The 18,703-nt window shown below is 67.9% G+C and carries 18 protein-coding genes, 1 tRNA gene and 1 pseudogene; 10 read left to right on the forward strand and 10 right to left on the reverse strand.

Going from position 1 to position 18,703, the window contains the following annotated elements; all coding sequences use genetic code 11:
- Positions 1–542: HNH endonuclease signature motif containing protein (locus JWQ81_RS02420; RefSeq protein WP_297537095.1), on the forward strand; the 542-nt coding region annotated here is incomplete at its 5' end.
- A gap of 556 nt (positions 543–1,098) precedes the next feature.
- A tRNA-Cys gene (locus JWQ81_RS02425) sits at positions 1,099–1,169 on the forward strand.
- On the opposite strand, the gene JWQ81_RS02430 is transcribed toward JWQ81_RS02425, so the two are convergent.
- Genes JWQ81_RS02430 through JWQ81_RS02450 form a run of 5 tightly spaced genes read right to left on the reverse strand, consistent with a single transcriptional unit; the run spans position 1,169 to position 4,313 of the window.
- Entirely contained in the window at positions 1,169–1,381 is a 213-nt protein-coding gene (locus JWQ81_RS02430; protein WP_297537096.1) for a ferredoxin, read from the reverse strand. The genes JWQ81_RS02425 and JWQ81_RS02430 overlap by 1 nt on opposite strands.
- A complete protein-coding gene (locus JWQ81_RS02435; protein ID WP_297537097.1) occupies positions 1,374–2,531 on the reverse strand; it encodes an NADH-ubiquinone oxidoreductase-F iron-sulfur binding region domain-containing protein in 1,158 nt (385 codons plus the stop codon). Before JWQ81_RS02435 ends, JWQ81_RS02430 begins: the two co-directional genes overlap by 8 nt.
- Entirely contained in the window at positions 2,528–3,094 is a 567-nt protein-coding gene (locus tag JWQ81_RS02440; protein WP_297537098.1) for a ferric reductase-like transmembrane domain-containing protein, read from the reverse strand. Before JWQ81_RS02440 ends, JWQ81_RS02435 begins: the two co-directional genes overlap by 4 nt.
- Positions 3,094–4,017 carry an FAD:protein FMN transferase gene (locus JWQ81_RS02445; RefSeq protein WP_297537099.1) on the reverse strand — a complete coding sequence of 308 codons (924 nt, stop codon included), beginning with the start codon at positions 4,015–4,017 and terminating at the stop codon, positions 3,094–3,096. Before JWQ81_RS02445 ends, JWQ81_RS02440 begins: the two co-directional genes overlap by 1 nt.
- Positions 4,018–4,031: 14 nt before the next feature.
- On the reverse strand, positions 4,032–4,313 hold the full coding sequence (locus JWQ81_RS02450; protein ID WP_297537100.1) for a hypothetical protein: 282 nt from the start codon (positions 4,311–4,313) through the stop codon (positions 4,032–4,034).
- 451 nt (positions 4,314–4,764) lie between these two features.
- Here JWQ81_RS02450 and JWQ81_RS02455 point away from each other — a divergent pair, with 451 nt between their 5' ends.
- The 6 genes from JWQ81_RS02455 to JWQ81_RS02480 all read left to right on the forward strand — a co-directional run bounded on the left by JWQ81_RS02455 (position 4,765) and on the right by JWQ81_RS02480 (position 11,292).
- Positions 4,765–5,724 carry a substrate-binding domain-containing protein gene (locus JWQ81_RS02455; protein WP_297537101.1) on the forward strand — a complete coding sequence of 320 codons (960 nt, stop codon included), beginning with the start codon at positions 4,765–4,767 and terminating at the stop codon, positions 5,722–5,724.
- Between the two features lie 75 nt (positions 5,725–5,799).
- Entirely contained in the window at positions 5,800–7,332 is a 1,533-nt protein-coding gene (locus JWQ81_RS02460) for a sugar ABC transporter ATP-binding protein (RefSeq protein ID WP_297537102.1), read from the forward strand.
- Positions 7,329–8,384 (forward strand): ABC transporter permease, encoded by a 1,056-nt coding sequence (locus JWQ81_RS02465; RefSeq protein ID WP_297537103.1) that lies wholly within the window; start codon positions 7,329–7,331, stop codon positions 8,382–8,384. The genes JWQ81_RS02460 and JWQ81_RS02465 overlap by 4 nt, the downstream gene beginning before the upstream one ends.
- Positions 8,385–8,411: 27 nt before the next feature.
- Positions 8,412–9,119: an FCD domain-containing protein gene (locus JWQ81_RS02470; RefSeq protein WP_297537104.1), complete on the forward strand. Its 708-nt coding sequence runs from the start codon at positions 8,412–8,414 to the stop codon at positions 9,117–9,119.
- Between the two features lie 89 nt (positions 9,120–9,208).
- The gene (locus JWQ81_RS02475) at positions 9,209–10,342 is read left to right on the forward strand and encodes a glycoside hydrolase family 88 protein (protein ID WP_297537105.1); all 1,134 of its coding nucleotides are present in this window, start codon (positions 9,209–9,211) and stop codon (positions 10,340–10,342) included.
- Positions 10,343–10,638: 296 nt separating this feature from the next.
- On the forward strand, positions 10,639–11,292 hold the full coding sequence (locus JWQ81_RS02480; protein ID WP_297537106.1) for an HAD-IA family hydrolase: 654 nt from the start codon (positions 10,639–10,641) through the stop codon (positions 11,290–11,292).
- A gap of 17 nt (positions 11,293–11,309) precedes the next feature.
- Here JWQ81_RS02480 and JWQ81_RS02485 read toward each other — a convergent pair whose 3' ends face one another.
- The 4 genes and pseudogenes from JWQ81_RS02485 to JWQ81_RS02500 all read right to left on the reverse strand — a co-directional run bounded on the left by JWQ81_RS02485 (position 11,310) and on the right by JWQ81_RS02500 (position 16,523).
- Complete coding sequence (locus JWQ81_RS02485) at positions 11,310–13,361, reverse strand: MDR family MFS transporter (RefSeq protein ID WP_297537107.1); 2,052 nt, start codon at positions 13,359–13,361, stop codon at positions 11,310–11,312.
- Between the two features lie 65 nt (positions 13,362–13,426).
- Positions 13,427–14,763: pseudogene (locus tag JWQ81_RS02490) on the reverse strand (DNA polymerase IV).
- Between the two features lie 23 nt (positions 14,764–14,786).
- The gene (locus tag JWQ81_RS02495; RefSeq protein ID WP_297537108.1) at positions 14,787–14,936 is read right to left on the reverse strand and encodes a hypothetical protein; all 150 of its coding nucleotides are present in this window, start codon (positions 14,934–14,936) and stop codon (positions 14,787–14,789) included.
- Positions 14,937–14,978: 42 nt separating this feature from the next.
- A complete protein-coding gene (locus JWQ81_RS02500) occupies positions 14,979–16,523 on the reverse strand; it encodes an alpha/beta hydrolase (RefSeq protein WP_297537129.1) in 1,545 nt (514 codons plus the stop codon).
- Positions 16,524–16,724: 201 nt separating this feature from the next.
- Between JWQ81_RS02500 and JWQ81_RS02505 the strand changes: the two genes are divergently transcribed.
- Positions 16,725–17,888 carry a macrolide family glycosyltransferase gene (locus JWQ81_RS02505; RefSeq protein ID WP_297537109.1) on the forward strand — a complete coding sequence of 388 codons (1,164 nt, stop codon included), beginning with the start codon at positions 16,725–16,727 and terminating at the stop codon, positions 17,886–17,888.
- On the opposite strand, the gene JWQ81_RS02510 is transcribed toward JWQ81_RS02505, so the two are convergent.
- Entirely contained in the window at positions 17,889–18,089 is a 201-nt protein-coding gene (locus JWQ81_RS02510; protein WP_297537110.1) for a hypothetical protein, read from the reverse strand.
- A gap of 26 nt (positions 18,090–18,115) precedes the next feature.
- Between JWQ81_RS02510 and JWQ81_RS02515 the strand changes: the two genes are divergently transcribed.
- Positions 18,116–18,643 (forward strand): CGNR zinc finger domain-containing protein, encoded by a 528-nt coding sequence (locus JWQ81_RS02515; protein ID WP_297537111.1) that lies wholly within the window; start codon positions 18,116–18,118, stop codon positions 18,641–18,643.
- Positions 18,644–18,703: the final 60 nt, after the last annotated feature.

Here is an 18,703-nt window from a genome sequence, read left to right on the forward strand (position 1 = left end):
ACGCCGACGCGCTGGTCGACCTGGTCCGCCTCGCGATGACCGTGGACGAGATCCCGACTCACGGTGGTGACCGGGTCCATGTGGCGGTCACCGTGGACTACGAAACGCTGAAGTCCGGGATCGGGACGGCGATGCTCGACTATGGTGGCGTGATCACGGCAGCGGAAGCACGGATGCTCGCGTGTGACTGCAAGCTCATCCCCGCTGTTCTCGGCACCGAGAGTGAGCAGATGGATTTAGGTCGGTCCAAGAGAATCATCACCACCGGGCAACGGCGACGACTCGTCATGAGAGACCGCGGATGCGCGTTTCCCGGTTGCAACAAACACGCAAAACACACTGAGGGTCACCACATTATTTTTTGGATCCTTGGCGGGCCAACCGACCTGAACAACTTGACCCTCCTTTGTGAACGGCACCACCGATTAATACATTGTGGTGGCTGGGAAGTGCGGATGGGTGGTGACGGGAGACCGGACTTCATCCCGCCCGATCATCTCGATCCGCTTCGAAGACCCAGACGCAACACCTGCCACCTGTAACAAAATATCCCCTCCAGGGCTCGTCAGTGTCGCGACCGGATCACCCGGCCGCGACACTGACGAGCCTTGACTGCATTCCCGGCACTACAGCCGCAACTCGCCGTCGAGTTGCTAACGCGCCACAGCACTACTGAATCAGGGACCCCTGGTACGAATGGCAGTGGACGCAGCAAGCCCCAGCAGCCTAGGTGATCACGTCGGCACCGGTGGTACCACGGCGTCACGGATGCGGCGCTCAGATCCGTGCAGCGCGCTCCCTCCGCCCCGGTCCTTGCTTCGGTAAACAGAAGCGCTCGACACCACAGCCCTATCTGCACTCCCCCAACCGCAACGCGCCGTCGACTTGCGAACGCCCTGTCCTCACGTCCGGCGCCGAAGTCATAAGCGTTTCGAGACATCGCCCCCTGGCACGGGCAGCAAGTCGTCGACGAGTTGCGGTAGTCTCCGCGCCAGGCAATCGGTCACTGGGCGTAGGGAAGTTGCTTCCCAGTTGGCGGGATCCCGGCGCGTCGGGTTGACGGGGATCTTCGAGAACGGTTACCTGGAGCTATCACTTGGTGGAGTGGCCGAGAGGATAGGCAAAGGTCTGCAAAACCTTGCACACGGGTTCGAATCCCGTCTTCACCTCAAACCCGTGGTACCAGCCGTAACGCCAGCGTCGGACAGGCTGCGACGGCTCGTTTGCCGTCGGCCAGTGCGCCGGCGGGGACTGGTTTGGATGCCACGATCGGGTAACCCCACTCGTCGAGGGTGATCAGCTCGGGCAGCAGGTCCGCGCAGAGGCCATGGGCCCGGCAGGCGATCGGGTCGACTCTCATCTGCTTCCCATCCTCAGGCACCGGCAAACACCCTCAACGCGCTCGCGGCTAGTCGGACGGCGCCGTCGGGGTGGCCGCAGGCGCCGCGACCAGGGATGACACCGAGCCGTCGGCGCAGCCGGGACAGTGCTGGGCGCCGGGCCGCCAGGTCGGCGAAGTCGGCGGCGATTGCGGGGAGCCCGAACATGCACGGGCCGCACTGGTTCGCCGACTCCCCTGCCAGGTAGGCCAGGATGCCGGCGGTCTCGGTGAGCCCATCGGCCGACGCCGGGAGCACCCACAGCGCGGCCACACCCAGCGACGCACCTGCGGCGGACAACGCGCGGTGGGTCATCGGCACGCGGTTCCCGGCGGGCAACGCCAGCCAGCTCCCGCCGTAACCGCCGACCAGCACCGCCTGTGCGGCACCCGCGCCTCCGGCGAGTTCCAGTACGGCGCCGACGCTGCTACCTGCGGGGACCTCGTACACCCCGGGCCCGGACACCGCGCCGCTCACCGTCACCAGCATGCTTTCGCCCGCGCGGAACAGCTCCGGGCCGATCCGGGCGAGCCGCGCGAGCTGGGCGAGTGTCTCCACGTTGTCGACAAGCGTGGGCCTGCCGTTCAGTCCACGTTCGACCGGCCGCGGCGGTTTCGCCGTCGGCCTCGCGTCACCGTTCGCCAGGAAGTTGACCAGCGCTGATTCCTCGCTCGCGACGTACCGCGCGGGGACCTCGACGATCCGCGTCGCGACCGGGTCACCGCCCCGCTCACCGAGGGCTTGGGCGAGCGCGGCGACCGACGGGTCACCGCGGTGGACGCAGATGATCGCCTCGGTGGCTCGCACGGCGTGCGCGGCCAGCATGACGCCGTCGAGTACGAGATGCGGCGCGAGCCGCATCAACGTCCGGTCCTTCTGACTCATCCGCTCGCCTTCGCAGCCGTTGGCGACGACGATCGCGCGCTTGGCGCCGCCGGCCGCGACCCGCATCTTGCGCGCGGTCGGAAAGCCCGCCCCACCTCGGCCGGTGAGCCCCGCGGCCTCGACGGCGTCGAGCAACGCCGCGCGACCGGGATTCCCCGAGTAGCGCTGCCAGGGCACGGGGCCGTGGTAGGCGAGGTGTCCGGGCAGCGTCAGCCGTCGCCCGGCGAGCAGACCTGGTTGGGTCACCGTGTCGGGAAACGTCGTCATCGTGCCTCCGCTCGGTACCGGGCACGGGCTTCCGCATCGGCGTCGGTCCGGTTGGCACGCCAGACGCTGATGCCGGCGACCGACAGCACGCAGACGATGTTGAGCGTGATGACCCAGCCGAGCTTGCTGTCGGCGCCGCCGATGCCGAGTCCGTGTGCCACGGCGATCGGCCAGCATGCGTAGGCGAGCCAATGCACCCCGCGCCACACCTTCAGCGGCATGCGTGCGCGCAGCAGGCTCGTGACCATCACCGCGAGCAGCAGGTCGATCGCCACCGCGCCGAGGCCTAACCAGAACGGGTGGTAATCCGCGATGAACGGGATGACGACGTCGATCCAGCGCAGCGAAACGAAACCGTCGAGAATCGCGGTCGAGATGTGGACGACGAGGAACACGACGGCCAGCATCGAGATGTTCCGATGGAGTGCGGACACCGCGAACCGCGGGGTCGCCGAAGTCGCGAACCGGCCACTCGTGAGGACCCCGAGCACAACCGTGGCGGTGAGCAGGATCAGCGACACCAAGCCGGTTCCCCGGCTGATGAACCATGCGGTCTGCCCCATCACGCCGCCTTCTCGTCTGTCGCGCGGGGCCATCCGCCAAGTTCGACGACTTCGCCCGTGACGCGCACCAATCGCGCGGGCAAGCGCCGCTCGCCGAGCCACGCCGGGGCGTCCCGGCCGAGCAGAATCGACGCGGTGGTCGCGATATTGGCGTCGACACAGCTGCCCGCGGCAACGCTGACAGTGCGCCAACACGGCTCCGGGCTTTCGCCGGTACGTGGATCGACGATGTGGTGCACCCTGCGCCCCGCCCGCGTCCAGCTCCGGACCGTGGTGCTCGAAGTGGCCAGGCCGCCCGAGCGGATGCTCACCGTCGTCTGCGGTTCCCGCCGCGCGAGCGCATGGTCGTCCGCCACGGCGATCTGCCACCCGCCAGGCGGCGGCGGCCCGGCGACGCCGATATCGCCGCCGAGGTTGACGAGAGCACCGCACCCGGCCTCGCGGGCCACGGCTTGCGCCGCGCCGTCGGCCGCCATCGCTTTCGCCGTCGCACCGAGGTCGATTTCGACGCCCCGCGGAACGACGACTTCGCCAGTCCGGACGTCGAGCAGCACGCGGTGCCAGCCGGGCGCCGGACGCGGCAGAAACGGTCGCGGGTCGTCCTTCGCCATGGTCGCGAAGTCGCGGTCGTAGCCGAGTTCACGCACGGCGGTTCCGACCGTCGGATCCACCAGCCCACCAGTCACGCCGGCCGCACGCAACGCCACCGCGAGTGCTTCGGCGAGCAGCGGACTGATCCGCGTCGCGACCCCCGCCCGCAACCGGGAGAGTTCGGAATCGGCACGGAACCGGCTACAGGCCAGGTCGAGTGCGTCGAGGCGAGCGCGAACCGTTCGCTCGGCCGCGCGGACCCGTCCCGGCTCGGTCACGAGCACCACCGCCGACGTGCCCAGTGCCCTGAACTCCACAGCCCCGAACTCCATGCCGCCATGAGACGTCATGACCCACCGGAGCCGGTGTGCGCGCTTCCCGAGCCTGTCTGAGGAACCTGCTGAGGTGCGTTGAGCCCGCTGTCACCGGTTCCGGTGCTTTGGTCCGGCGAGACGGTGGTGGTGCCGTCGCCAGTGGTGGCCGACGCCGAAGCCGCGCTCAGCCCGAAGACCACACCGAACGTCGTGGCGAGCGCGGCGGCCCCGGCGGCGACCCAGGTCGTCAGCGTGAAAACTCGGCGACGGCCGTGTTCACGGCGGGCTGCCCTGGCTCGGGTCGTGTCGTTCATGCGGCTGGTTCCCTTCGGCTTTGCCCCTGGTTGAAGTCTCCGACTGGTTTCTTTGAAACTTCTAGGAGTGCCCTGTGACGACGGACTGAGATCCCTGGCGCTGACCTGCTGAAATTCAACTCAAGTAAACAAAAACGATCGGTGGCGACCAGCCGATGATGACACGGAGTGGTCACGGAGACAGGCAGTGACACCGGCAGCTCAGACCCATTAATACGACAAATAAGTGTTCTCACCGTGACGACACGTGACGATCAGTAGGTGTCGCTCTGCTAACTGCCTGGCAGTACAGCCTTGACGGCAGCGTTAAGTATGTTTTGTAATACGACCCACACGGTGTTAACGCGCCCGCAACACTCATCCACGGTCCCCACGGGAGTTATCGATGTCCACATACCCGCACATGCGGCGCGCCTGGAGCGCTGTTGGTTGTTGTTTGATTCTCGGTGCCGTGTTGACTGCTTGCTCGTCCGGCAAGGACACCACGCCGGCCGCCGCCGAGAAGCCGAACACCGGCAAGATCACCCTGTACTACCTGCAGAAGCAGGGCGACCAGCAGTACTTCGTCGAGCAGGCCGAAGGTGCCAAGGCCGAGGCACAGACGCTCGGCGTCGACCTCAAGGTGGTCAACCTCGGCACCGACGCCAACAAGGCGATCACCGAACTGGACGCCGCGGTGGCCCAAGGCGCCAACGGCATCGCGATCGTGGTGCCGGACCAGGCGATCGGCCCGCAGGTGATCGACAAGGCGAAGCAGGCGGGCATCCCGCTCGTCTCCTCCGACGACGTCATCAAGGACGCCTCCGGCGCGGCGGCCCCGTTCGTCGGCTTCGACGGCGCGCAGATGGGCAACTCGGTGGGCACCGAGGCCGCGCGCCTGTTCAAGGCGACCGGCTGGACCGCCGCCGACACCAAGGTGATCTCGTCCTACAAGCAGGACCTCACCGTGTGCACCGACCGCGTCAACGCCGCGAAGACGGCGTTCGACTCCGGCGCCGGCGCGCAGATCCCGGTGCTCAACCTCGGCACCGACAACTCCGTCACCGACGCGCAGAACAAGGCCGGTGCGGTGATCAGCTCGAACCCAAGCGTCAAGCACTGGGTCGTCTGGGGCTGCAACGACGAGAACGAGACCGGCGTCGTCACCGCGCTCGCGAACTCCGGCGTGCAGGCCTCGAACATCATCGGCGTCGGCCTCGGCGCGTACCTGACCTGCAAGGACTGGGCCGCGGGCAAGGACACCGGTAACAAGGCCTCGCTGTACATCTCCGGCAACGAGGTCGGCCGCGACGCCATCAAGGTGCTGGTCGACAAGGTCCGCGGCGGCACGGCGCTGCCTGCCCGGACGATCGCGAAGACCAGCATCGTCAACAAGGACAACTACAAGGCCGACGGCGTCAACTGCACCTGATCGCCGACCCGCGGGTGTCCGGGGCGAACCTGCACTGGACACCCGCGCTCCCTCCCCCTCCCAAAGGTGCCCCTCATGTCCTCCTCACCCCCTTCCGCGCTGACCGCGACCGGTATCGGCAAGCGGTTCGCCGGCGTGACGGCGCTGTCCGAGGTCAGTCTCGACTTCCGCCCCGGCGAAGTGCTCGCACTGATGGGCGAGAACGGCGCCGGGAAGTCGACGCTGCTGCGTGTGCTCTCCGGTGACCACACCCCCGACGACGGCCGGCTCGAGATCGACGGCAAACCGGTCATCTTCGACACCCCGCGCGCGGCGATGGCCGCCGGGGTGCGGGTGATCTACCAGGAACCCGAGATCATCCCCCACGTTTCGGTGGCCGAGAACGTCTTCGTCGGCGAACTCCCCCAGCACGGCCGGGTGTTCAACCGGCGGTCGCTGAACCGCGCCACGCAGGCGGCGCTGGTCGAGTACGGCTTTGAGAACGTGCTGAACCCGTCGACGATCGGCAGCCGGCTTTCCCCTGCCCAGCGCCAGATCGTCGAGATCCTGCGGGTACTCACCGCTACCACCCCGCCGAAGGTGATCGCGTTCGACGAACCGACGTCGTCGCTGTCCGAACACGAGGTCGAGGCGCTGTTCCGGCTCATCCGGCGACTGCGGGACAGCGGCGTCGCCGTGGTCTACGTGTCACACCGGATGAACGAGATCTTCCGGGTCGCCGACCGTGTCGCCGTCCTGCGCGACGGCAAGCTGATCGGTGTCAAGGACGCCACGGCCACCGACGAGAACGAGCTCGTCCGGATGATGATCGGCCGCGACCTGTCCGAGCTGCGGCGCCGCGCCGCCGGCAACGCGGGTGACGTCGTGCTCAAGCTGGACTCGGTGACCACCGACGACGTCCACGACATCTCGTTCGAGGTCCGCGCGGGCGAGGTCGTCTGCCTGGCCGGCCTCGTCGGTGCCGGACGCTCGGAGCTCGCCCGCGCGGTGTTCGGCGACCTCCCGGTACGGTCGGGCACCGTCGAGTTCAACGGAAAGCCTTTCCACGCACGCAATCCCGGCGACGCGGTACGTGCGGGCATCGGGCTGGCACCGGAGGAGCGCAAGACGGACGCGCTGCTGATGCAGCGTTCGGTGCGCGACAACGTGTCCATCGCGGTGCTCAAGCGCATCCGCCGCTTCCGCATCGTGCGCCGGGCGAAGGAACGCGCGCTCGTCGCGGAGTACATCCGCGAGCTGCGGGTGCGGACGCCGTCGATGGAGCAGGAGGTGCGCAAGCTCTCCGGCGGAAACCAGCAGAAGATCGTGCTCGCCCGCTGGCTGGCCCGCAATCCCAAGCTGCTCATCCTCGACGAGCCGACGCGCGGGGTCGACGTCGGCGCGAAGGCCGAGATCTACCGGATCATCGACGGACTCGCCGCCGAAGGCATGGCACTGCTGGTGATCTCGTCGGACATGCCCGAAGTACTCAGCCTGGCCGACCGCATCGTCGTCATGCGAGGGGGCCGGGTCGCGGGGGAGATCGCCCGCGCCGACGCCACCGAAGAAGCCGTCCTGACCCTCGCCATCCCCGCCCTTGAGCCCGCCGAAGAGGAGGTGGCGTCGTGACGTCCACGGCCGACACCAAGCAACCCCACCAGGAGAACCCAGTGCCGACAGAGTCAGAACCCGAGCTCGCGCGCGTGTCCCCGGTGCGGCGCGTGCTCGACGGCATCGGGGTGCAGAACGGCAGCCTGATCATCACGCTCATCGTGCTGCTCGTGGTGATCTCGAGCCTGAACAGCACCTTCTTCACCACCGCGAACCTGCTGCAGATCGGCAGCGCGATCACCATCATGGGCCTGCTCGCGCTGGTGCAGACGCTGGTGATCATCCTCGGCGCGCTGGACATCTCGGTCGGTTCGATGGCCGGGCTGGCGTCGGTGGTTTCGGCGATGGTGTTCATGTCCACCGGCAGCGCCGTGGTCGGCATCCTGGTCGCGATGGGCATCGGGCTGGTGTGCGGACTGGTCAACGGCGTGATCATCATCTTCGGCCGGGTCAACCCGGTGGTCGCGACGCTCGCCATGCTGGCGGCATACCAGGGTGTCGCGCAGCTCGTCGCGAACGGGCGCGCGCAGGGCTACACCGGCGCCAACGACCTGTTCATCTTCCTCTCCAACGGTTCCATCGCCGGACTGCCGACACTGGTGTGGGTCTTCCTGATCGTCGCGGCGATCCTGCACCTGCTGCTGAAGTACACCGACATGGGCCGCAACGTCTACGCGATCGGCGGCAACGACACCGCCGCGCGGCTCGCCGGGATCAACATCAACCGCTACATCATCGGGGTGTACGCGCTTGTCGGGGTGGTCGCGGCGATCGCGGGCATCCTGATCACCGCGCGCACCGGGTCCGGCCAGCCTACGTCCGGCTCGCAGGGCCTCGAGCTGCAGGCCGTCACGGGCGCCGCGCTCGGCGGCACGATGCTCAAGGGCGGCAAGGGATCCATCATCGGCACGGTGTTCGCCGTGCTCATTCTCGGGGTGCTCGACAACGGCATGTCCGGGCTGAGCATCAACCCGTTCTGGCAGAACGTCGCGCACGGTGTGATCCTGGTGGCCGCGGTGGTCCTGCAGCAGTTGCGGAGCGGCGAACGCCGGGTGGGACTGCCGGCGTGACGGCGCCGGACGGGCAGGGGAACCGTGATGGCGCTCCCCGCCGGTGGCGGCCGTAACCTGCACGCGCGCATCGTCGACGAACTCGGCAGGCTGATCGTCGAGGGCGTCGTCGGCGCCGGGCGGCCGATCGTGCCCGACGAGATCGGCCGCCGGTTCCAGGCTTCCCGCACGGTGGTGCGGGAAGCCTTGCGGGTACTCGAATCCAAGGGCATGGTCAGCGCCCGTCCGCGGGTCGGGACCTGGACGCTGCCGCCCGAGCACTGGGACGCGATCGATCCGGACGTGATCGGGTGGCGGGTCCAGGGGCCCGACGGGCCGCAGCACATGCGGGAGCTGGCCGAGCTGCGGCTGACGATCGAACCGCAGGCGGCGCGGCTCGCCGCGGAACACCGGCGGCCGCTGGAGCTGTCCAGGATGGCCGCGGCCTACGAGCTGATGGCCGACGCGAGCGACCGCGGCGACCTCCCGGCGTTCCAGTCTGCGGACAGCGACTTCCACGCGGCGCTGATCCGGGCGTCCGGAAACCTGCTCATCGCCCAGTTGCAGGTACCCGTCGTAGCCGCGTTGACCGCGCATGGCGAGCTGATGGACATACCGGGCGAAACCTCGCTGGACACCCTGGTCCTGCACTCGAGAGTGCTCACCATGGTGCTCGCGAAAAACGCCGACGGAGCCGAATCCGCATCACGCAGATTGCTGAAAACCGTTGCGCCGTACCACTCACCGGTATCTTGACACGGTAGCCGGGAAGCCCGCATAGTCCGTTCGTGAGGACCCTTTCCCAATGCTGGGAAACGGTCATTCCCTGTCATACGGAGGACGGAATGCCGGTTCGAGCTATTCGCGGTGTCTCCCTGCTGCTCAGCGGCCTGACCGCGGGGGCGCTGGTGATGGCGGGCCCCGCGAACGCCGCCCCCCAGGCGCCGGCGGCCGCGGCGCCACCGGCGCTGTGCACGGTGGCGCAGCAGATGGTCTCCGCGGGCAACTACTGGGTGGCCAATGGTCCGGACCAGGCCCCGGCGAACTGGCAGAACTCGACGTTCCAGGTGGGCAACCTCGCGCTGGTTCTGACCACCGGGCAGTCCAACCACAAGACGTTGCCGTGGGCGCAGGCCGTGCAATACCAGCTGCCCATCGACGCGAACCAGCCGTTCGCGGCCCAGAGCGAAGCCGCCGGTGAGGCGTACCTGGACCTCTTCAAGTACTTCCACCCGGACACACCGCTGGGCCCGCTGCGAAACCAGGTCGCCGCTGAGGTCACCAGTGTCCAGCAGGGAAACCGCAGCTATTGGGACAGCGTCGACGACCTGAACATGGCGATGCCGTCGTTCGCCCGGCTCGGCGTGTTGGACGGCAGCGAGGCTGACCTCGCGGCGATGCAGACCCTGTTCCACTACACCGAAAAGCAGGCAGGCGGCCGCGGACTCTTCAACGAGTTCACCGGACTCTGGAACCAGACAGCGAAGTTCAGCGACGCGCTGACCTTCCCCGCGCTGGGCAACGGCTGGGCGCTCTCGGCGCTGACCAAGGTGCTCCAGGTCCTGCCGGACAACGACCCGCGCCGCCCGGAGTACCTGCGGGTGTTCAAGAAGATGGCCGCCACGATCAAACTGGTGCAGCGGCCCGACGGGTTCTGGAACTCGAACCTGCTCAACCCGTTCGACCACAGCGGCCCGGAATCGAGCGGCACGGCACTGCTCACCTACGGCCTCGCGTGGGGCGTCAACGCGGGCGTGCTCGACTCCGCGGAGTATTTGCCCACCGTGAACAATGGCTGGAACGCGTTGTCCACCAAGGCATTGCAGCCGAGTGGCCTGGTCGGTTACGCCCAGGAGAACGCCTCGAAGCCCAGCGCGGCCAAGGCCTCCGACACCAACGCCTACACCGTTGGCGCGTTCTTGCTCGCCGGCCAGCAGATCGCGAAGCTGACCCCCGGCTGCGCGCTGCCTACTCCTTAGCAGACAAGGCTTTTACCTTACTTTACGAGAGTGCGAGTGCAGCCGGCCGGTGACCCTGCCGACCGGCTGCACTCGTGTGGTGGAACACCACCACGCCCCCAGCTGGACACATCGGACCCGCTTCCCCAACCCGACGGTCCCCGGCCGTTCCCCTCAGGTTCGGCCGGACTGCCCTATGATGGTGTGCCTCAGCTCACGCCGGAACAAGACATCTTGAGCTAGATTTAGGGCTCCGCAGGGAAGAACTTAGGATTGCTCACAGCCAAGAGGGCGCTCCGGCCGGTTACGATCCCCCCGTGACGATCCGCGCGTTGATCTTCGATTTCGACGGCCTGTTGGTGGACACCGAATCCGCGATCCTGCGCGCTTGGCAAGAGTCCTTCACCGAGCACGGCACCGAGTTGCCGCTCGAAGCGTGGCACGCTGTCGTCGGCACGCAGAATACTTCCACGGCCATGCTGGCCCTGCTCGGCGAACTGGGCATCAACTTCGACCCGCGGGAACTGCGGGCCAAGATGCGCACCCGGGTCCTCGGTCTGCTGGAGACCGAGGGAACCCGGGCGGGCGTCAGGGACTACCTCGCCGAAGCCTCCGACCGCGGGTTGAAACTGGCTGTCGCGTCGAGTTCGACCGGGGAGTGGGTCCGCGCCCAGCTCGCCCGGATCGACCTGTTCGACCGCTTCGACGCCGTCCTCACCGGCGACCTGCACCCGGCGAAGCCCAACCCCGATCTCTATCTCGCCGCGCTTTCCGTCCTGCGCGTGGAGCCGGGCGACGCGATCGCGTTCGAGGACTCGCCACACGGCGTCACCGCGGCCAAAGCCGCAGGTATCCGCTGTGTGGCCGTCCCGAACGCGGTCACCGCCCGGCTGCCGTTCGGGCATGCCGACGTCGTCCTCGGCTCGTTCACCGACAAACCGCTGTCCGACCTGCTCGTGCTGTTCGAATAGCCGTAACGCCGACTCCACTACGCCGATGCCATGTGGCGGCCGGCGCTGAGCTCCACTCCGTTGCTGACGAGGCGATCGGCGATCTCGTCGACGGCCGCGGCGAAATCGATGTCATCGCTCGCGCCCCAGTCGGAGAGGTTTTCGAGCACCCAGTTCCGCCAGGACTCGACGATCCGGCCGAACAGCTCAGTGCCCGAGGGAGTGAACGTATAGCGCCCGTGGAGCTCGGTGAGGTAACCCGCGAAGACGAGGTGCTGCGCGGTGGGCTCGAAGATGCCGGCCGGAATCTTGGTCTTTTCCGCCAGCTCGGCCATCGTCGCGTCGCCGTCGTCCTTGCTGTGCCGGAAGATCTGCACGATCATCCAGCCCTGCGCATGGGTGATCGGCAGTCCGGAACGGGCCAGGATCTCGGCCCCGGGATCGCCGCCCTTCCGCTTGTTCCAAACCGTCGCCATGAGCTTCTCCAGCTCGCGGTGCGAGTCTCCGGTGTCCGGCACCGCGAAGCTTTCGGAGACCCCGCTGTTGCCGGTCGCCGAGGCCCGCGAGGTGTCGCGCAGCGGGACCTCCTTGAGGAACAGCGCCACGATCAGCGAGATGAGCCCGATCGGCGCGGCGACCAGGAACATCGTCTGCAGGGTGTCGACGTAGGCGTCGACGATCGGTGCCTTGGCCGCGGCGGGCAGCGCGTGGACCCCCTGCAGCGTGCTGACCACTCGTGGATCGATCCCGGCGGGCAGCGGATGCTGGGCGAGAGCTGTGGCAAGGTGGTTGGGGAGGTTGTTCGCGTAGATCGTGCCGAAGGCGGCAACGCCGAACGAACTGCCCATCGTGCGCATGAAGCTGACCGCGGAGGTCGCGACGCCGAGGTCGGCGTAGTGACTGGTGTTCTGCACGACGATCGTGGGCACCTGCATACAGCAGCCGATGCCGAGCCCCAGCACGATCATGTAGCCCGACGTCGTCCAGAACGACGTGTGCGCGTCCATGGTGGACAACAGGAAGAGCCCGCCCGCCAGCAAGACCGACCCGGCGATCGGGAAGATCCGGTAGTGCCCGGTCTTGCTGATCACGACCCCGCTGGCCATCGCCGTCGCCAGCAGGCCGACGACCAGCGGCAGCATCCGCAACCCGGAGCCGGTCGCCGTCGAGCCCTGGACGTACTGCAGATAGGTGGGTAAGAAGGTGATCCCGCCGAGCATGGCGAAGCCGACGATGAAGCTCAGTGCCGCCGCGACGCTGAACACGCCGCTGGAGAACAATCTCATCGGGATCACGGGTTCGGCGGCGCGGCGTTCCACGACGATGAAGAGCCCGAGCAGGACGAGCGAGCCGACGGCCATCACGATGATGGTCGGCGAGCCCCACGCGTACTGCGAACCTCCCCAGCTGGTCACCAGGGTGAGCCCGGTCGCGGCGAGCGCGATCAGGATGATGCCGAGGTAGTCGATCTTGGGCTTGCCGACCGACTTGATCGCCGGCAGCGCCACGGCCGCGATCGCCAGCACGATGATGCCCAGCGGGATGTTGATATAGAAGCCCCACCGCCAGCTCAAGTGGTCGACGAACAGACCCCCGAGCAGCGGGCCGACGACCGTCGACACCCCGAACACCGAACCCATCACGCCCTGGTACTTACCGCGTTCGCGCAGCGGCACGACGTCGGCGATCACCGCCGACGCGGTGACCATCAGGCCGCCGGCACCCAGGCCCTGCACCGCGCGGAAGATGATCAGCCAGGTCATCGAGTTGGCCATACCGCTGAAGAACGAGCCGATCAGGAACAGCACGACGCTGATCATGAAGGCCTTCTTGCGGCCGAACAGGTCCCCGAACTTGCCGATCAGCGCGGTCATGATCGTCTCGGCCAGCAGGTATGAAGTGACCACCCACGACAGGTGGTTGCCGCCGCCGAGGTCGCCGACGATGGTCGGCAGTGCGGTCGACACGATCGTCTGATCGAGCGCCGCGAGCAGCATGCCCAGCATGATCGCGGCGACGATCGTGTTCCGCTTGCGACGGCTCACTTCCGGCGGACCACTCGACGTGGGGGTTGCCTCGACCACAGCCATCTGTGCCCACTTTCTCACTAGGTCGCCGCGAGATTAGCGTTGTCAGCCGCGACCTGCGCGTTCATTCACCCGTGCGTGGCTCCTAGAGCATCTACCTGATCACCACGGACAAGCAATGGGTCGGTTTGGGCGAAGGTGCGGGCCGAGCCGGGACCGGTGCCGCGGGCTTCGAAACGGACAGTGACCCGGCCGTGCCCGGCGCCCTGTACCCAGCCGAAGCCGAACTCCTCGTGGACGACGTCGTCGCCGGGCCGCCAGCCGCTGAACTCGGCGGGGCGCTCCGGCACGGTCACCGTCGACGTCTCCGGGGCGGCGACGGGGGCCGCGAAGGTGAACAACGGATCCTGGCTCGGCTCGGACAAGCCGCTGAAGCCGACACCGACGAGCCGGATCCCGCCGAACTCCGCGGGATCGAGCAGGAGACGTTCGGCGATCGCGGTGAGCTGGTCGAGGTCGTCGGTGGGGTAGGCCGCGGTTTCCGAGCGGGTCACAATGCTCATGTCGGTGTGCCGGAGCTTGATCACCACCGTGCGTGCCACCCGCTCGGCACGCACCAGCCGGGCGTGCGCTCCCTGCGCGATCCGGCGGGTCTCGGCCCGCAGCCGGACCAGCTCGACGATGTCGACGTCGAAGGTGTTCTCCGCGCTGATTTGCTTGGCTTCACCGCGTTCCGCGACCGGCCGGTCGTCAATGCCGGCGGCGAGGATTCGCAGGTCCCGGCCGACGCTGCCGCCGAAAGTGGACACCGCGTCGGCTTCGGACAACGCCGCGAGCTCGCCCAGGGTGGCGACGCCGATGGCGCGGAGCTTGGCCTCCGCGACCGGGCCGATCCCCCACATCGCCCGCACCGGCAGGCCGGCCAGGTACTCGCGCTCGGTGCCTGACGGCACCACGACGAACCCATCGGGCTTGGCCCGGTCCGACGCGATCTTGGCGACCTGCTTGCCCGACCCGCGCCGATCGACGCCGTCAGCCCGGTCACCGCGCGGATGCGTGCCCGGAGCGCGACCGCGAACGCCGCGACCTCGTCCGGCGACGCCCCGGCCAGCTCGGGCGGCTCCGCGAACGCCTCATCGAGGGAAATGCGCTCGAGCACCGGCGCGTACTCCCCGACGATCCCGAAAACCTCGCGACTGAGCTGCTCGTAGAGCCGGAACCGCGGCGGCAGCACTACGCCCCCGGCCGGCAGCAGCCGACGCGCCTGGGACATCGGCATCGCCGAATGCACCCCGTACACCCGCGCCTGGTAACTCGCCCCCGCGACCACCCCTCGCGGCCCCGCCCCACCGACCACGACCGCGCGAGTCGCCAACGTCGGCCGCGTCAACTGCTCCGCGGCGGCGAAGAACGCGTCCATATCCAGGTGCACGACCCACCTGCCAGCCTGCCCCACGCTACCCATCAAAACACGAGGGTCCGACAGTCTCAGCGGCGGCGGCGCAGGGTGCGGTCGTAGTCGATGGTGCGGCGGTCGGCCGAGCGCAGCACGATGCCTTCAGCCTGGCCACCTGCGGCGCCGTCGAGAGCGGGTCGCCGATGAGATCGGTTTCCGGCGCCGCACAGCACTTCGGCCACCGCGGGAGGCCCGCGGTGGCCGAAGTGAGTGGAACTACCGGGTCAGCTGAACGCGGGCATCGCGAGGTGCTGCGCACCGGCGGCCGAAGCGACGGCCGGGGCCGGCACGGGGACCGGAGCGGGCACCGGCTGCGGCAGGGGCGCGCATTCGACGTCCGCACGGCGTCCCGGCTGGCGATCAGGCAAGGTGCCTGCCGTGAGGTAGTCCGCGATCTTGTTGTCGACGCAGGCGTTGCCGCGCGGGGTGATCGCGTGGCTCGTGCCGCCCGGCTCGGAGATCAGCGAAGCGCCCGGGAAGCGGCTGCGGACCTCAAGGCTGCCCTCGAACGGCGTCGCCGCGTCGAGTGTCTCGTCGATCATCAGCACGTTGGCGACCTTGCTGCCGTCGACCTTGACCGGCTTGGCCGCCTTCGCGGGCCAGTTGATGCACGGGGCGTTGTACCAGGCGTTCTGCCAGGTGAAGTACGGCGCCTTGAGGGTGGTCGACCAGTTGTCGAACCGCCACTGGTTCCAGCTCGTCGGCCACTGGACGTCGGTGCACTGCACGGCGAGGTACACCGCGTAGCCGTTGTCGTCACCGCGTCCATCGAAGGCCTCGAACAGCGTCTTCAGCGTCGCCACGTCACCCTTGTTGACGAACACCGAGAGCGCGTTGCCGAGTGTCAACCAGCGAAGCTGGTAGTACGACGCCTGCTGGAACACGTCGATGAACTCGTCGGGGCCGATAACTCCGCCCGCGGGCTGGAACGACAGCTTCAGCAGCTGCTTGTCGAAGACGGCCTTGACCGCGCCCTGGGTCTTGCCGAGGTGGTAGACGTCGTCGTGCTGGGCTACCCAGCCGAACCAGATGTTGAGGTTCTTGTCGAACGCGACGTCCTGGTTCAGGTTGGCCTGGTACCAGACGTTGCGCGGGTCGACGGTGCTGTCGAGCACCATCCGGCGCACGTTCTGCGGGAACATCGTGCCGTAGACCTCGCCGAGGTACGTGCCGTACGAGTAGCCGTAGAAGTTGAGCTGCTTCGCACCGAGCGAGGTGCGGATGGAGTCCATGTCCTTGACCGTGTCGGTCGTCTTCATGTTGTCCAGCAGCTCTTTGCTGTTGTTCTTCGCGCAGGCTTCGGCATAGCCCTTCGCGCGGTCACGCCAGGTGTTCTCGAGCTGAGGCGTCAGCGGCAGGTAGTTCGGCCGGTTGTAGTCCATGTAGTTCGGTTCGCAGGACAGCGCCGGCTTGCTGCTGCCGACCCCGCGCGGGTCGAAACCGATCCAGTCGTAGGCGTCACCGGCGTGGTTCGGGACGCGCGCGCCGGCGGTCGGCAGGGTGAGGCCGGAACCGCCGGGGCCACCGGGGTTGGTCAGCATGATGCCCTGGTACTGGGCGTCGGCGACCTTGTGGCTGATGCGGCTGACCGCGAGCTGGATTTTCGTGCCGGACGGCTTGGCGTAGTCGATGGGGACGTCGAGGAACCCGCACTGGGCTCCGGCCGTGACGAGCCTCGGGTTGGTACATGGGCCCCAGGTGATCGACGCGGGTGCCGGCGTCGCGGGCGCGGCGACCGCGGCCGGAGCGGCTATCGCCGTCGAAGCCATCGTCGCGGCGGCCACCGCGACGAGAATAAGACGCTTCACACAATTCTCCCTGTTCAGGATGCGGGAACTGAAACCGGATGAACCATAACCACACGGCTGGGCCAATCGTGCCGAATACCCGCACGGTCCCTACTAACGGCGGGGCTGACGGGAGTAAATCACTGGATGGGCGGAAGTTCGGTCGGATAGTCTCCGGGGCAAATGCCTCACATTTCCATGATCGGTTGCACCGCACCGAGCCACATCTATCCGTCGCTCGCCCTCATCCGTGAGCTCGTCGCGCGCGGACATCGCGTCACGTACGCCGTCGGCGAGTCCCAGGCAGACCTGGTGAAGTCCAGCGGCGCCGAGGTCGTCACACATCCGACGCTCCTGCCCGAGGTCGACGGCGTGTGGCCGCAGGATCCCGGCGCGGCGATGCGGGTGTTCCTCGACGAGGGCATGGCGTTGCTGCCACGGCTCGCCGAGCGGTACGAACACGACCGGCCCGACCTGTTCCTGTACGACATCGGCGGCTTGGCAGCGCCCGTACTGGCCGCGCGGTACAGCGTGCCGGCGGTCCAGCTTTCGCCGACGGTCGTTGCCTGGAACGGCTACGAGGATGACTTGGCCGAAGCGCTGAAAGCGTTGAAGGACTCGGAATCCGGACGCGACTACTACACCGCGTTCAACGCCTGGCTGAGGCAAAACGGCATCGAATCCGACGCCGCCGCGTGGCAGAACCACCCCGAGCACGTGCTGTCGCTCATTCCTCGAGCGATGCAGCCGAACGAGGATCGAGTCGGGCCGAACGTCCGCTTCGTCGGGCCGTGCCTCGACCCCGAACGGCTCGCGGACCGGAGCTGGACGCCGCCGGGAGATCGGCCGGTCCTGCTGGTTTCGTTCGGTACCTCGGTCACCGACCAGCTCGACGTCTACCAGGGCTGCCTGGCGGCGTTCGCGGACTCGGGATGGCACGTGGTGCTGGTGATCGGACGGCACGTGGAATTCGCCGAACTCGGTGAGATCCCGCCGAACTTCGAGGTGCACCGCACGGTTCCGCAGCCGGCCGTGCTCGAGGCAGCGTCGGCGTTCATCACCCACGCGGGGATGGGCAGTTGCGCGGAGGCGCTCTGGTTCGGTGTGCCCACGGTGGCGATTCCTCAGGCCACCGACGGGTTCGGCAACGCGGCTCAGCTCGACGCGCTGGGCGTCGGCAAGCACCTTCCGGCCGGCGAGGTCAACGCCGCGACGCTGAGGACCTCCGTGGACTCCGTGGCCGGCGATGCCGCGATGGCGCATCGGCTCGCCGAACTGGGAGCGAAGGTGCGGACCGAAGGCGGCCTGACTCGCGCTGCCGACGCGGTGGAGGGATTCCTGGGCTGATCAGCGGGCGCCTTGAGACTGGGCTGCTACCGCGTCGACGCGTTCGGCGTTGAGCAGCACGCGGGTCACCCCGCAGTCGCAGCGCTGGTAGCGGACCCAGCCCTCGCTGGTCACATGGCTCGAAGTCGTTTCCCACTGGTGGGCCTGGGTCTTGGTCCCACACGCTGTCAAGGCTGTCAGTGCTGTCAGTGCTGTCGTCATGGCGCCCAGTGTGCTGTAATGCCCTTATGCATCTGAACCCTTACGGCGAAGATCCGGTGAGGTTGGCGACGGAGCTCACAACCGATCCGCCCCGAACCCCCGGCGAACTGACCAGGCGCTGCGTCGACGCCGGGCTTTCGGTCGAGCACCCGGGAACGGCCGCTGACCTGGCGGAAGTCGAGGTTTTCCTGGCGCGGTGGCTGGCTGTCGTCGACGCCGAGACCCCGGAACGACGGGCGAGCCTGCTCAACGACCTGCTCGCCGAGGCGTCGGCGTACCCGCGGCTGACCGATCACGCGAACAGCGGCTGGCACCTTCACTACCGGGCTCCTGAGCTCGACCTGGCCGGGGTGATCCGCGCGCTGATCACCGTCGGGACCGCGCTGCACCTCGCCGGTCGAGGCATGCACCGGCTCGGCCGCTGCGCGCTGGCCGAGTGCGGCACCGCGTTCGGCGACTTCAGCCGGGGCGGCAAGCAGCGGTACTGCTCACCGAACTGCGCGAACCGGGACGCTGTCCGCCGCCACCGGGCGAAACAGCCGGTATCGCAGTGACCATTCATACGTGCGTTTGATCCCGCGTACCGTGGCAACATGGGACATCGGGAGGACCTG

This window comes from Amycolatopsis sp. (assembly GCF_025464955.1).
Classification (GTDB): domain Bacteria; phylum Actinomycetota; class Actinomycetes; order Mycobacteriales; family Pseudonocardiaceae; genus Amycolatopsis.